Origin of the sequence: Chryseobacterium sp. RU33C, from assembly GCF_900156015.1 — a bacterium.
GTDB lineage: Bacteria > Bacteroidota > Bacteroidia > Flavobacteriales > Weeksellaceae > Chryseobacterium > Chryseobacterium candidae.
Genome location: NZ_FTMT01000023.1, coordinates 1 through 15,784, shown reverse-complemented (window position 1 = coordinate 15,784; position 15,784 = coordinate 1). Strand labels below are relative to the sequence as shown.

The following is a 15,784-nucleotide window of genomic DNA, read 5'->3' as shown; positions in this document are numbered from 1 at the left end:
CTTATTTTTATTTACTGTAAACGGGCTAAAGCCCGTTCCTATTGAATGACAGTGCTTGCGTGAGGAGTATGAGCGGATAGTGGGATCAGCTCATAAAAAACTCCCCAATTTCTGGAGAGCTTTGTATTATTGAGTGATATATTCGTAATTATATTGAGCTGAAAGGTTTCCGTTGGCTTCTTTTGAAATGACCTGAATAGGTAGGCCTGCGCTGTTGTATTGTATGGTGGAAGTTCTGGTTTGATTTTGTATCCAAACGCCATTACTTTTGTAACTTATTTTTTCTATCAAATAATTATTTTTGCTTATAACATAAGCGCCTCTCATCGTAATTCTAAGATATTTGTTGAGATTCGTATATGGGTTTAGTTTATCATCATAAGAGAAGTCGATTCTAGTACCGAAGGAACCTCCGGTTTCTGAAGTTTCTGATGAAATATTGGTTCCATCATAGGTATAAGTATCAATCATTGGATTGGAGCAATCCGGTGACTGACAAAGGGAAGAAGAAGCAACCTGTCCGTTTGCATTATAGGTGTAGGTAACGGTTCTGTTATTGGCTGGATTGGGATAAATTGCTTTAACGTTTGCCAGCTGATCTCCATTATAATTAAAAACTGAATAATATTCCAGCGTCTGATTGTTAGTGTAGTAATTGATCTTGACGGGTTTTCCGTTACTGTATTCAACTGTAGAACTTCCTGATGCGGATATCGTTTTTATGAGTTCTCCCTGGCTATTGTATTCCAGGTTTTCTATACTGGTCTGTGGCTGAGATGGGTTGTCATAGTAAACTATAGTGATTTTACTTAATAATAATTTTTTCTCAGTAGGTTCATTTACCGCATCGTCATTACTGCTGTTGCAGCTGTTAAAGAATGCAACACATCCCATTAATCCTAGAAATAATATTTTTTTCATGTTATTTTTTAGTGGGCAAAAATAAGAAATGCTTCATATGCTGCATAAAAAAATCCCACTATCTTACCAATAGTGGGATCATATCATGTTTTATTAAGATCTTAGTATCTGTAGTATTCAGGCTTGAATGGCCCTTTTACGTCTACTCCGATGTACTCAGCCTGCTCAGGAGAAAGAGTTTCAAGCTCTACGCTTAATTTCTTAAGGTGTAAAGCAGCTACTTTTTCGTCAAGGTGCTTAGGAAGCATATATACCTCGTTTTTGTAAGCAGCAGAGTTGTTCCATAATTCGATCTGAGCCAATGTCTGGTTAGAGAAAGAGTTAGACATTACGAAACTTGGGTGACCTGTAGCACATCCTAAGTTTACCAATCTACCTTCTGCAAGGATGATCACTTCTTTTCCTTCGATAGTATAGATATCAACCTGAGGCTTCACTTCTGATTTAGTATGACCATAGTTTTTGTTTAACCATGCCATATCGATTTCATTATCGAAATGACCGATATTACAAACGATCGCTTTATCTTTCATTTTAAGGAAGTGCTCTCCTCTTACGATATTGAAGTTTCCTGTTGTAGTGATGATGATATCAGCATTGTCTACTACAGTATCCAGTCTTTTTACTTCATATCCGTCCATAGCAGCCTGAAGTGCACAGATTGGGTCAATTTCTGTAACAGTAACGATAGAACCAGCTCCTCTGAATGAAGCAGCAGTACCTTTACCTACGTCTCCATAACCGCAAACTACCACTCTTTTTCCAGCAAGCATTACGTCTGTAGCTCTTCTTACTGCATCTACAGCAGATTCTTTACATCCGTATTTGTTGTCGAATTTAGATTTAGTAACTGAATCATTTACGTTGATAGCAGGCATTACCAAAGTTCCGTTCTTCATTCTTTCATATAGTCTGTGGACTCCTGTAGTGGTTTCTTCAGAAAGACCTTTAATATCTTTTGTGAATTCAGGATATTTATCAAAAACCATGTTTGTTAAATCTCCACCATCATCCAAGATCATGTTTAATGGCTTTCTGTCTTCACCGAAGAATAAAGTCTGCTCAATACACCAGTCAAATTCCTCTTCATTTAATCCTTTCCACGCATACACCGGAATTCCTGCAGCAGCAATAGCAGCAGCAGCATGATCCTGTGTAGAGAAAATATTACAAGATGACCATGTAACTTCAGCTCCTAAAGCTACAAGAGTCTCGATAAGCACAGCCGTTTGGATCGTCATGTGAAGACATCCGGCGATTCTTGCTCCTTTCAGCGGCTGAGATGGTCCGTATTCTTCACGGATAGCCATCAGACCTGGCATTTCTGCTTCTGCAAGGGTAATTTCTTTTCTACCCCATTCTGCAAGGGAAATATCCTTAACTTTATAAGGAATGTATTGTGTTGTAGTACTCATATGTAATGAATAGTTTTAAATTCAATTGATAACGAAAGGCAAAATTACGATTAATAATTAAGATATAAAAACGACAAACCAGGTTCATTTTTATGAGATTAAACATGATTTAATGTTATTTAGTCTTAATATAAATAATTAATTTTAGCTGATAAACAAATATATTATGAATCAGACCCATACAGAAAAGAAAATCAAACCTGTTGCTCCCAAAGTACAGGAACTGATTAATGCTTCAAAAAGTGTAATTCTTGCTACTGTTGATGCCGGAGGAAATCCTAATTCAAGCTATGCACCTTTTGTACAGCTAGATCATACATTCTATATTCTGGTATCTTTCATGGCAAAACATACTAAAAATCTTGCAGACGGAAGAAAAACATCTATTATGTTTATTAAAGATGAATCGGCGACTAAACAAATCTATGCCCGCGAACGCCTGACCATTGAAGCAGCCACTTCTCAGATTGAAAAAGATTCTGAAATAGGGAATACTGTAGTTGCGAAACTTAGAAAAACTCACGGTAAAGTAGTAGAGGTAATTTCCGAAATGGGAGATTTCATTTTAATTGCATTGCAGCCTGTAAAAGGATCTTATGTAAACGGTTTCGGAAGTGCTTATTTTGTAGATGCTAATCTGGAAATAGTAGAGCACAGAAATGATGTGAACCATCAGGCTAAATAAGTAAGCTGGAAGCATGAAGCTGGAGGTTTGTAAAGATTAGGGAAACAAAGAGTTTGTTTTTTCATCAACGAATTACTTTTATAAAGTCTGAAAATTATTTTTAGCGCGAATAGTAACTTCCATCTTCCCGCTCCCATCTTCCTTTCCTTAGCCTTTTTTACCAACAATTTCTTTTATCTGGTCTGGAAATTATTTTTACCACGAATAGTAACTTCCATCCTCCAGCTCCCAGCTTCAAGCTTTTTTTAGTATTTTTGTCTCATATAAAAAAGAATGCCCCTCTACAGAGATTTTTCAGATGACAATGCCACAATTTTGGTTTGGAAGTACGATGAAAGTGAAGAACTTGATATCAATGAACTTCTGGAGCCGGAAAATGCCGAAAAGGTAAAAGATTATCATCCTAAAAAACTACTGGAAGTCTTGATGGTTCGCAAGCTCCTGAAAGGATTAAAACCGGATTCTAAAATTTTATATAAAGAAAGGGAACCCTTTCTTTCTCCCTACGATGCGGAAATTTCTATTACCCACTCTTTTCCTTTTGCGGCGATTGCTATTTCCCAAAATAAAATAGGAATTGATATTGAAAAATTCAACCCTAAGATTTTAAGGGTGATTGATAAATTTACCTATGAAAATGAGCGTGGATTTATTCCTGAAGATAAGGCGGATACTTTTTACACTATTATATGGAGTGTGAAGGAAAGTATGTACAAAATCCACCACTCAAAATACTGGTCTTTAAAGAAAAACTATGAAGTAAAGCCATTTGGGCTGAAGCATCTTCATAAAATAAGCTGCCGTGTATATGATGATCAGTTTTCAGATGAGTTCAAAGCCAGAGTAGAATTTTTTGACGATTACTGTTTTACGATTGTGGAGGAGTAGCGGTAGATTCTGTTTCGTTTTTATATTTTTCGATCACTTTTCTCTGTTCTTTTGCTACATCATAGATCAGCTCAAGGATATCATGGATATTTTTAAGCTCTGTTAAATGTGATATTTTATCAGGGTCTCTTCTGTCTACAATTTCATTTTCCTCAATCTCGGTTTTTCTTTTCAGAAGCATATCTTCAATGGAAGAATCTTCCGGCTCAAGACGGCTTTCCCGTTTCAGTGTTTCGTTAACATCGTTTCCGTTGAGAAGGGTAGAGGTTTGCTGCATTTCGGCCTCAATCTTTCTGCTCCAGCTTTCAGCATCTATTTCAGGATATTGCTCATTACTTTTGGAGTATTGAGACAGGGAAGCGGTATAGGCCGTAATCAGATGTGATGTAGCCACAAATTGGTGTACTACTTCCAGTTTTTTCTGCTGGTTTTTAGGATCGGAAATCATTCTCTGGAAATTATCGGAAAGATTAGCCAAAGAAATAATGGCATTTTTTCGTTTTACCTTATAATCTTCAAGATCGAAATTTCCTTCTAAGAATTTAGAAATTACACTCTGGAAATAGATAAGGTTGTCAGCGGCAGATTTTTTCATCAGATCCAGGTTTTGTGTATGTTCCCACACCGGAAGTACAATATAAGACACCACAAAAGCTATGATTCCGGCAATGGCAGTATCCAGGATTCTGTCTTTAAAAATAATATTGACTTTCCCGGGGTTTAAAAAATTAAAACTCAGAAAAATATAAATTGTCATGAATAAAACTGCCCAGAAATACCGCCCTTTCAAAAAGCTGAAGCACATAATCATACTGATAAGGAGAATCGCAAATAAAACCCCGTTAATATGTATAAAATGCAGAATCGCATACGCAATACTTGCCCCGGCAATCGTTCCATAGAGACGGAGAAGGTTTCTCTGTTTAGTAATGGAATAAGCTGGTTTTAAAATTGCTGTAATGGTAATTAATATCCAATACGTGTGCCCCAGTCCAAGAAAATCGAACATAGAAAAAACATATCCCAGCAATAAAGCTGTTGTAATTCTTATGGCATGGCGGAAATGGGAAGATGATAGTGATATATTATTTCTCAGAACCTTGGCATTCAATTTAGGCTCATTAGGCATAAATTTCTTAAGGTCTAACCCTGTAGATAAACTTTTCGCCAGTTTGATATCCTGTGAAAATACTTTATAGATCTCGTTGATTTCCTTTGTGATCTCATAGATACGCATCAGGATCTGGCGCAGGATCATGAAATTTTCCAGATTGTCCGGCGAAAGCTGCTTATTTCTAAGTTCGAAATAATTATAATTTAAGCTTTTTAATTCCTGTTCCAGATTAAACATCGGCTTTGCTCTGGTACCACTTTGAAGGGCAATTCCGATATTGGTGATCTCTTCAGCCAAAAGGTTTAGATAATCATGGATATTAACCAGGATCATACTGTCTTCAAAGCTCTGCTGCAGCTTTTGATAATCACTTTCAGAAGTCATCAGTTTTTCATGAAGGTCCATCGAGTTCAGGAACATCAGCATTAATAAACGACTGGTGGTCGTAGATTCATTGACGATGGTTCTGGTTTTGAAAACTGTTTCCCGCGTATCTTCCTGCAGATTTTTTATTTGAATCTGCTTGGCAATAACCTGAGTTGTCAGCTTATTAAAGTCAGGATTTTTCTGATAATAATTGGCTTTGATCTTTAAAAAATCAGCCAGCTGGAGATAATTTTCACCAATCATCTGGCTTGCCAGTTTATAAGGACGAATAGTTGTTACAACAAGGAATATAAGTAAAAACCATATACAGCCGGAAGCAAAAATCAATAAACTTTTAAAGATATTGCTTCCTGTAAGATGCCCATCAATAAAGATGGCGAGTACCACAAGCGATAATGAACCTACAGCAGCTAATCTTTGACCATACACGCCAATGAGGGAAAAAAACATCCCAAAGACAATGACTTCCAGAATCACCAGTACTTTGATATTCATTACAAGGCTGGCAATGAGCGCTACAAAGACAAAACAGCATATAGCGAAAGTAAGAGCATTTCTTCTTCGGATAAATGGGCCGGGTTGGTCTGTAAGAGCCACAAAGCTGGTTCCGAGAGGGAAAAGGAAATATTCTTTCAATATCCCGAAGTGGGCGAGGACTAAACAAGGCAGAACAGTTGCTAATGTAATTCTGATGGCAGAATATACATACTGACTGGTTACAAATTTTTTTAGTTCCGCCGAATAGTTCATATTACAAAAATAGCTATTGAATTTAAGAAAATCGCCATAAAAAAAAGACTTTTCTCAACTTCTATGCTATATTTTTTTAATTCTGCTGTTGGGCTATTTAAAATAAATTGACAGAAGAGACATAGGAATGATTTACCACTCACAATTGGTCATTTTTAACAGAACAGGTAACAAATCTTATTCCACGAATTCCTACCTTAGCTTGTCTCAAAGTTTAAATAAAAAGGTTTCATGAAAAATACTATTAAAAATGTCTTCATCATATTCTTTTCTTTTTTCATTCTGAGCTGCGGTTCACAGAAAAAGGAAAACTTCAAGGCAAAGAAAGTTTATAAATCCAACACCCTGATTATTACCCGGATTTCGGAAAATTCTTTTATTCATACTTCCTTTAAACAGACCAATGATTTTGGAAATGTACCCTGTAATGGATTGGTTGTGAAAGATCATCACGAAGCTATTGTTTTGGACACCCCAACCAATGATAAAAGTTCAGAAGAGCTGATACGGTGGATTAATGAAAAACTTAATGCAAAAATTAAGGCCATTATTCCAACCCATTTTCATGATGATAGTTTAGGAGGATTGATGGCGTTTCATAAACATCGTATTCCTTCTTACTCTTATACAAAAACAATTGAGCTGGCCCAAGAAAATAATTTTGTTATTCCTGAAAACAGTTTTAATGATGCTGTTATTTTACAAGTCGGGAATAAAGATGTTATCGCAAAATTTTTTGGCGAAGGGCATACAAAAGATAATGCAGTAGGTTATTTCCCGAACGAGAATATTTTATTTGGTGGCTGCTTATTAAAAGAGCTGGAGGCAGGTAAAGGATATTTAGGTGATGCCAATGTTTCTGCCTGGTCCGCTACTGTTGAAAAAGTAAAAAAAGAATATCCCGATGTGAAAATTGCAGTTCCGGGACATGGAGACTACGGTGATGGAAAACTCCTTGATTATACCATTGCATTATTCAAAGGTCAATAGTGAATTCTTGCTTTGCAAAGTGAATAGTGAATTTTTTCAAGTTTTCAAAAATTGACAAGCGGAGCGGATTGACGATTGACATAAAAAAAGCCTCCATACAATAATGTATTGAGGCTTTTTTATATTGCTTTTTCTTTTATTAACGATCGTTGTTGGATGTTTCTTCTCCAATGTTCCAGGTAAGACCGAAACGTAGAGTGTTATCCAAAGCACTGTTGATTTTAGACATATTGATCAGGTAAGAAAGATCAAGTCCGAAAGAACGGTATCTTAACCCAACCCCCGCAGTAGCAAACTGTCTTGCTCCCTGCTCTTCACTTTCATGGAAGTAACCTCCTCTTACAGAAAATGCATTGTCATAGGAATATTCTAAGGCACCACTGTACATGATACTGTTTTTGTTTTTGAAAGATTTTCCGATACCAGCCATTGGTCCTACATTCGGGATCTGGTAGATGGGCTGTCTTGTATTCGGGTCTATTCCTGCATACTCAGATCCAGGAACCAAAAGCTTTGAACCTTCCACAGAAATTCCAACTCTGTTCATATCATCAAGATACATGTCATATCCAACCCCTAATCTTGCCATAGTAGGAAGATAAGATCTTGATTCTTCATTTCCTGTATAATCCAGTTTTGGACCTAAGTTCTGAACCGCTAAACCTGCATTCACTTTACCATCATATCCACCAATACTGGAGAATCTTGGTGAAGTATAGTATGCCGAAACGTCTACTGCGAAACTGTTGGCCGCTTTAAGAGTGGTATCTGTATTGAAACCTCCGGCTAAGTCTGAACGGATAAATCTACCGGTAACGGCACCTGAGAATGAATCAGAGAGTTTCAAAGCATAGGCAACGTCAATGGAGAATTCGTTTGGTTTTGATGTACCCATGGAAGCGATTTCCGTACCTACCAATTGAGTCAGGTCTACCTGTCCCATATTAAAATAATAGATACTCGCAGAAATTGTAGATCTTTCTTCCTGCCCCAAAAACTTATGGAACGAAGCATATAATAAGAATACATCATTGGTAAGTTTTCCCATGTAAGGCGTATAGTTAAGACCTACGGAAGAACTTGTCCTGCTGAAAGGGTATTTAGCCGCATTCCAGAATTGTGAAAATGCATCCGGAGAGGTTACCACCCCTTGATCTCCCATACCTCCCGATCTTGCATCAGGTGCAATTCTTAAGAAAGGAGCTCCGGTAAGAACTGGGTTTACTTTACCTAAATCTTGCGAATAGCCTAAAAAACCAGCACTCAAACCAAATCCTAATAGCAGTTTAGTAGTTAAATTCATATGTTGTCTTTTATATATTATCAGTTTTTTATTAATATTATTGTCTATTGTCTTGTTTTATTATTTCAAAAGTACCATTTTTTCTACAGCTGTAGCACTTCCTTTGCATTTTTCTTGATTTTGACTTTTTGCAAATATCTTAAAAATATACGTACCTTTTGCTACCGTAGACCCAAAATCATCTCTTCCGTCCCATTCTATTGCCTGACGAGGGGTTCTGAAGCCCTGCAGGAAAGGTTCTGCAACCACTGGCTGTGATAAGGTTCTTACCAATCTTCCGGTTATTGTATAAATTTGTACGTTTACATCCAGAATATCATCACAATTGTGTTCAAACTGAATATAGGTTTTATTGGTAAATGGATTTGGCCAGTTCAGCGGACGGTTGATTGTCAGGTGTTGGTCAGATTCATCTTTAACCTCAAAATTTAACGTAGCAGTTGTCGAATTATTGTTTATATCCCAAACTTTAAATGTTAATTGATGTTGTCCTATTGCCAGATTTCTGAAAGGGTAGGTTACATTCCCTTTCTGATATTCGGCAAGACTTGGATTTAAACATCCGTTTCCTTCTCCCGGAGCATAAAAATCATTCAAAACAACTGTATTGATAATCTGTCCGTCAAGGTATACTGTAATATCATGTCCTACACCGGATCCTGTTGAGTTGATTCCTGTATCATCGGTAAGACAGGCAAGAAGCATAGGATTCTGGTTGGTAATTCCGCCATCAGCAAAATTGGTGTTGTTCATATACAGTTTTACTTTTGGAGGCTGATTATCATTAATTCCATTAGGATTGATATCTCCCACCTGTACAGCCTGGTTGTTAAAAACATCCGTTGACTTGTTGTCAGCATAGGCTAGTATCCTTCCTTGCCCTACAGCATAGTTAATATCTTTAGGAACGTAGAATTCAGCAGTGAAAACTCCGTTTACAGCAGTTCCTGCAGATTTTACAATAGCACTTCCTTCTTCAGTATAATCTAAAACCGGAGTTAAAATGCCACTGTTATTGAGTGTTTTTTTGTTTAATCTCTTATCAAAAATATTGATGCTGACTTTTCCGTTAAAGGTATTGTTCAGCGTTCCATTCGGATTATTGATGTGTCCTTTAATTTTTACAAAATCCAGACCTCTGATCAGTCCCGGAACGGGCGTTTCAATATTATCAATAACCAGAAGTCTTTGAGGTCTGCTTAATTTCATAGCCGGATCACCCAGGAAGTTTACTTTTAAGTGGTTACTGTTGGGTCCTTTTTGTTTTTTGGCAATTAATTGAGCATTTCCCAACGAATTAAAATCGTCATTGGTTAATTTAAAGATATTTTGGGTAAATGTATTGGTAAAATCACGTCCGTAATCTACTCCAATAGCACGGCTGGAAGTAATCATGGTAGAAACACCTCCCTGCTTCATTTTAATAAACTGTTCTCCAACAGAGTTGGTTGCAGGCTCGTCCCATAATGTGAATTCACAAGTGATGGTAGAAACAAAAGGGAATCTGCTGTATACATTGGAGAAGTTGTTGGCATTCTGAACCTCTGTGCTGGTAAGCACTCTTTCCTGTGCCCAGCCATTGATTCCTCCGTGTCCGAAATAGAATAAGTACAAACTGTTTCCGATAGCATTGGAAATAGCCTGGTTTACCTGTGGATATCTCCGCCCGCCAGAGGTACTCTGAGCGGTAAAAGCATCCATATATAATTTTTTAACATTATATTCTTTGAGTTCCTGCTGACCTGGCTGTTCAAATATATTTACCAGGGAGTTGTTCATTACATTATGGAACGGACCGCCTCCTTCCTCATTATCATCCACTACAAAGTCAAGTCGCATACGCCAGTCTCCAAAAGGAGATGACTGCCCCTGAAGAGAATTGTAATATGCCAGTGTTTTATTGATCATATCTCCGGCTTCACTTACATTGGCTGCAGGAATTCTACCCACTGGCACATCCGGTAGATTGTTTTCAATTAATAAGGTATTCTGCGGCTTGGTCATTACAATATAATCATCCGTCACAAAAGAGGATACGTAATCAGAAGATTGTTCACTCTGGTAGCTGGCAACAACGTTTGAATTGTTCGGAACCCTGTTTTTATAATCATATGAAGCATCCCCAAGAATAAATACATACTGAAGTCTGCCCAGAGGAGTATTGAGTTTGCTTACGAAATCTCTTATCGCGGTAAGATCTTTACTTCCGCTGCCATATTCCTCGTAGATTTTGTTGATGTCAACAATTTCCACCTTATAGTTATTCTTGGTTTGATGGTAGTTGGCAATTCTCTGTGCCTGGCCCATCATTTCAGGAACGGTAAGGATAAGATAATCTACGTTTTGTATTGCGGCAAGATTCTGATTGGAAATTCTTCCTACAAACTGTGGACTATACGCCGCATCAGCACGGAAAGCTACAAATTCATTATTGAAATTCTGATCAGAAGCAGTGTAAGCAAAGTTGAAAGAGCCTGCTCCTGCTTTATTCACTCTTCTGTTAACATTTGTAATATCCGTTACATCCCATACCTGTTCTATATTAGCAGCATTACTGATACTGAAACCGTAATCTGTGTTGCTTCCGCTTACAATAGAATAATCCCTGAAGTTCATTTGTGAACCATTGAAGGCAAGATTTTCTTTATATTGAACCTCTACATAATCAAAATAGAAAGTTCCATTTGGATTCTTGGAAATATCCGGATTATAAACCAGGGTAAACTGGTTTCCGGTAAGATTAGTTAATGTTCCGGTGTATGTTACAGGATAGAAGGTATACTGATAGGAAGGAGTGTCCATAGGAATTACCTGCTGTGGGTGCGGATTTAAATTATTAATTTTAAAATCCATTGTATTCTGCTGAGAATTGTACGCAACCACCTGAGTTCTGTATCGTATTACATCATTCGCCTGTATAGGTGAATTGGTAGTTAATGTTATGGTCTTTTCATTGGTGAAAGGAGTATCCTCTACCCATGTTCTTCCTACTTTTAACAGGTTTTTCTGATCCTTGTTGATCACCTGGTAATTGTCATATCTTGTAATCAGCTGTGCAGGAAGATTTCCGTCTACAGTAGGAACTCTTTTTCCCGCCCCCTTATCAAAGTTGATATAATAGTAAGAGAAATCTTCATAAATGTTTTTGACATTATTGCTTCTTTCACTGAATCGCGTATCGTGTCTTTTAAATCCATTTCCATTACCGGTATCATAAAGGTTATATCCGTCAGGACCCTGCGCATAGAAAAGAGCGTAGTCATTGTCATTCCATACTCCATCATCTTCACCTACTACCTGAATGGAATTTTCCTGTAAAGCCCCGTATCTTGGATCCTGATTGTATTCAGGAAGCATTAATCCTCCGTTTCCATAAATTCTGAAGTTTTTAGGATTTACTGAACTTGGATTGATTCCGTTATCTTTTAAAAACTGGGAAGTGATTTTGAATACTCCCGATTTGTCTACTTTTATCTTATAGAAATTTCCACTTGATAAAGGATTACCAGTGGTTCCTATTTTATTAACAGTTCCTGTTGTATTGATAAAAGAAGAAGCCTCTGAAACATTAAACGAAGATAATCTCTGGACACGGCCTTTTACATTTTTAAATAAAGCAATACTGATGCTGGCATAGCTTTCACCCTCTAAAGTATAATAGGAAACATCTGCTACATCATAATCCGGAAGTCTGCCTTTATCCAGCTCAAATAAATCCTGATTAGAAACGCTTTCCCAGACAAGGTCTGAGATTTTTAATTGCTTTTCCCCGATTTTTTGCTTGCTTACAATAAAAACATTATTTTGGCTGTAAGAAAAACCTTCATTTTTAAAATTAGGAAGATTTAATTTTGTGTCACCAAAATCCTGAATTTTAGAGCCATTCCATTCTATGGTGTTTCTTTGGGCGTAAAGTGTTGATGCAAAAGCGATTAAATATAAAATCGTAATTTTTCGTTTCATGTTTACTATTGAAATTGCTAAATTACAAAATAAATGAAAATTTTAGAATTAAATTGTGATACAATAAAATTAATTTGTTAACGTTTTTCAAAAAAATCAAATGTTTACTTGATTTATTGAATAATTTATTTTTTCTTTGTACTTTGAAAATATTTATATCGACTATGAAAAAACTAAAGTTGTTTTCATTAATAGCATTAAGTTCTACACTTGCATTAACCAGCTGTGGCGGATCAGGAACCAGCAAAGGTGGCGGTACCAAAAAATTTGTCAGCAAAACAGGTTGGAAACCAAACGAAAAACAGGGTTGGTTTTTTGCAGGAAAGCAACAGAAGCAGAAGGGTTGGCCTGGGATGGTATATGTAGAAGGTGGAACTTTTACAATGGGATTAGTGAAAGATGATGTTATGCACGATTGGAATAACACGCCTCGCAGAATGCAGGTAAGTTCATTCTTTATCGGTGAAACTGAAATTACTAACTACGAATACCGCGAATACCTTACATGGTTGAAGTATGTATTCCCACCAAGTGACCCGAGTTTTAAGGAGATCTATAACGGTGCTTTACCGGATACCTTATTATGGGACAACAAATTAGCAAGAAACGATTATAATGAAACTTATCTGCGTTCTCCGGAATTTGATTACTATCCGGTAGTAGGAGTTTCCTGGACTCAGGCAAACAGATACTGTGAATGGCTGTCAGACAGAGCGAACGAAAAAGCTTTGATGCAGGCTGGTATTATTGCCAAGGATTTGTATATCAACGAATCCAACAACCAGGGAGGTACTGCTTTCAACATGGATAAATTCAAATCGAATGATCCTGAAATGCAAGGGTATATCAATGAGAAAAGAATGCAGCAGAAAACTGGTATGAAAACTACAAACCAGAGATTGCTTGCTGCTAACAGAGCTCCTAATGCTGCAATGGTACAGAAGTTCAGACTTCCTACTGAAGTAGAATGGGAATATGCTGCTCTTGGTATGGCTAAAAACAGAGAATATAACCAATATCTGGGAAAAAAACCTCAAATTGAAAGATTAAGAGGTAACAAAGGAAGAGACAGAGGAATGTTCCTTGAAAACTTCAAAATGGGTAAAGGTGACTATTCAGGTATCGCAGGATGGAAAAACGACGGATCAGCTCAAACTTCTGATGTAAGACAATATCCATCTAACGATTTAGGAATCTATGGTATGTACGGAAACGTTTCTGAATGGACAGCTGACGTTTACAGACCAATCATTGATGAAGATTACAATGATTTTAACTACTACAGAGGAAACATGCCTCAGACCATCGTAAGAAATGGTGACGGAACTTATAAAATGATCGACGAAGGCACTATCAAATATGATACGTTAGCTGACGGAAGATTAGTTTACAGAGGACTTCCCGGACAATTTGAAAGACAAACTATTGCTGACTACAGAAACTACAGAGATGGCGACAGACAGTCTTCATTAGAATATTACAGAGCTTCTGATTCTGCTTCAGGATTCGATATGTACAACGCTCCTAAAACAAGTTTCGTTGTAGATGCCAGCGGTAGAGTGAAACTGCAGAAAGATACCAAAGAAAGAACTTCCGGAATTTCTAACGAGGTTAGAGTTGTGAAAGGTGGTTCTTGGCAGGATACAGCATATTGGCTGGATCCGGGACAAAGAAGATATAAAAATCAAAACAGAGCTTATGGATGGGTAGGGTTCCGTGTTGCACAGGATGCCAGAGCCAGCGATAAGAGTAGAACTAGAAGATAATATTTATCAAAAAATACTTATAAAAAACCTTCCGAACTTTCGGAAGGTTTTTTTATTTTTGAACCGTGAAATCGCTTTGGCTGAAAAGTCTAAAATACTTGTATAGATTTGGCGACTGCGTGTGACTTCTTTTAAAAAAATATATATTTCCACATGAATATAGAACAGTTTTATCCTTTATTTCTGCAGGCTGCAAAAGTAACTATTGACAGCAGAAAAATAGCAGAGAATGATATTTTCTTTGCCTTTTCCGGTGAGAATTTCAATGCAGCTACTCTGGCGGAAAAAGCCATTGATGACGGAGCTTTGGCAGTGATTGTTGAACTTCCGGAATTTGAAAACAGAGATAAAAACATTTTCTATGTTCCGTCTACCCTGGAATTTTTACAGCAATTGGCAATCTATCACAGAAGCAAACTTAATATTCCTTTTATAGGACTTACAGGAAGTAACGGAAAGACAACCACCAAAGAGTTGATTCATGCGGTTCTTTCTGAAAAATTTAATGTTCAGTACACCGCTGGAAATCTGAATAACCATATCGGAGTACCGCTGACCATTCTTTCCATTCAACCGGAGCATGAGATGGCTGTGATTGAAATGGGAGCCAACCATCAGAAAGAAATTGAATTCCTGTGTACCATTTCGCAGCCTGATTTCGGATATATTACCAACTTCGGGAAAGCTCATTTGGAAGGATTCGGAGGTTTTGAAGGGGTAATTAAAGGAAAGTCTGAGCTCTACGATTATCTTAAAAACAATAACAGAACTATTGTTGTTAATGAAAACGATCCTATTCAGGTAGAGAAAACTGAAAACTATTCCCCTAAAATTACTTTTGGAGCAGAAACCTCTCATTATCATTTTGAATCTTTTTCAGAAGAACATTTTGTAGGATTGGTTTATCAGGGAGTAAAAGCTGTTTCAAAGCTCACAGGAGAATATAATTTTACCAATCTTTGTGCAGCCGCAAGTTTAGGACTTCATTTCGGAATCAGCTTTGAAAAAATAAAGCACGCTCTGGAGCTATACACCCCAACGAATATGAGATCTCAGGTGGTGAAAAAAGAGGACAGAACTTTGGTTCTGGATACTTATAATGCCAACCCAAGCTCTATGACCGCTTCCTTAAATAATTTTATCAGTTTTGAAGGTCGTAAAACCATTATTATCGGCGATATGCTGGAATTGGGTGACGAAAGTGAGAAAGAGCATCAGAATATCTTAAAACTCGCTCAGAATCTTCATTTTAATGAAATTATTACAGTGGGTAAACATTTTAAAACTGTTAATTCTTCAGATCTTGCTTTTGAAAATACAGCAGAATTAATAGAGTATTTAAAACAGAATAAAATTCAGTCCGAGAATATATTGCTGAAAGGGTCCAGAGGAATTGCTCTGGAGAAAGTGATTGACTTTATTTAAAGTAAGGAAGCTGGAGGCTGGGAGAGGGAAGTTCCTGATGGGCAAAGAGTTGTTCTTTATTCAGCCTTATAAAATTTCATTGGACACTATCCCACAAAGTGTGTAAGTTAAAAAGTCAGGGCTTGGATTTTATAATCTGAGCCTTTCTTCAAAAATAAGCATAAATTGGTTGAGAAC

10 protein-coding genes are annotated in these 15,784 nt (G+C 37.1%); 5 read left to right on the top strand and 5 right to left on the bottom strand.

Translation table 11 applies throughout. The annotated features are described in order from the left end of the window. Window positions 1–126: 126 nt before the first annotated feature. Together BW946_RS17525 and ahcY are read right to left on the bottom strand one after the other, a co-directional pair. On the bottom strand, window positions 127–921 hold the full coding sequence (locus tag BW946_RS17525; protein ID WP_076597399.1) for a hypothetical protein: 795 nt from the start codon (window positions 919–921) through the stop codon (window positions 127–129). A 101-nt stretch (window positions 922–1,022) separates the two neighbouring features. After that, window positions 1,023–2,336 carry an adenosylhomocysteinase gene (gene ahcY, locus BW946_RS17520; RefSeq protein WP_076597398.1) on the bottom strand — a complete coding sequence of 438 codons (1,314 nt, stop codon included), beginning with the start codon at window positions 2,334–2,336 and terminating at the stop codon, window positions 1,023–1,025. A 166-nt stretch (window positions 2,337–2,502) separates the two neighbouring features. On the opposite strand from ahcY, the gene BW946_RS17515 reads away from it, so the two are divergent. Further along, window positions 2,503–3,021: a HugZ family pyridoxamine 5'-phosphate oxidase gene (locus tag BW946_RS17515; protein WP_076597397.1), complete on the top strand. Its 519-nt coding sequence runs from the start codon at window positions 2,503–2,505 to the stop codon at window positions 3,019–3,021. A gap of 273 nt (window positions 3,022–3,294) precedes the next feature. Next, complete coding sequence (locus tag BW946_RS17510) at window positions 3,295–3,909, top strand: 4'-phosphopantetheinyl transferase family protein (RefSeq protein ID WP_076597396.1); 615 nt, start codon at window positions 3,295–3,297, stop codon at window positions 3,907–3,909. Here BW946_RS17510 and BW946_RS17505 read toward each other — a convergent pair. Continuing rightward, on the bottom strand, window positions 3,890–6,160 hold the full coding sequence (locus BW946_RS17505; RefSeq protein WP_076597395.1) for an FUSC family protein: 2,271 nt from the start codon (window positions 6,158–6,160) through the stop codon (window positions 3,890–3,892). The two genes, BW946_RS17510 and BW946_RS17505, sit on opposite strands and share 20 nt — an antisense overlap. 231 nt (window positions 6,161–6,391) lie before the next feature. On the opposite strand from BW946_RS17505, the gene blaCHM reads away from it, so the two are divergent. Then, window positions 6,392–7,150 (top strand): CHM family subclass B1 metallo-beta-lactamase, encoded by a 759-nt coding sequence (blaCHM, locus tag BW946_RS17500; protein ID WP_076597394.1) that lies wholly within the window; start codon window positions 6,392–6,394, stop codon window positions 7,148–7,150. Between the two features lie 139 nt (window positions 7,151–7,289). Here blaCHM and porV read toward each other — a convergent pair whose 3' ends face one another. Next, window positions 7,290–8,453, bottom strand: a complete 1,164-nt coding sequence (porV, locus tag BW946_RS17495) for a type IX secretion system outer membrane channel protein PorV (RefSeq protein ID WP_076597393.1) — start codon at window positions 8,451–8,453, stop codon at window positions 7,290–7,292. A gap of 60 nt (window positions 8,454–8,513) precedes the next feature. Further along, on the bottom strand, window positions 8,514–12,416 hold the full coding sequence (gene porU / locus BW946_RS17490; RefSeq protein WP_076597392.1) for a type IX secretion system sortase PorU: 3,903 nt from the start codon (window positions 12,414–12,416) through the stop codon (window positions 8,514–8,516). Between the two features lie 164 nt (window positions 12,417–12,580). Between porU and gldJ the strand changes: the two genes are divergently transcribed. Beyond that, a complete protein-coding gene (gene gldJ, locus BW946_RS17485) occupies window positions 12,581–14,182 on the top strand; it encodes a gliding motility lipoprotein GldJ (protein ID WP_076597391.1) in 1,602 nt (533 codons plus the stop codon). A gap of 153 nt (window positions 14,183–14,335) precedes the next feature. Beyond that, window positions 14,336–15,607: a UDP-N-acetylmuramoyl-tripeptide--D-alanyl-D-alanine ligase gene (locus BW946_RS17480; protein ID WP_076597390.1), complete on the top strand. Its 1,272-nt coding sequence runs from the start codon at window positions 14,336–14,338 to the stop codon at window positions 15,605–15,607. The last annotated feature ends 177 nt before the right edge of the window (window positions 15,608–15,784 follow it).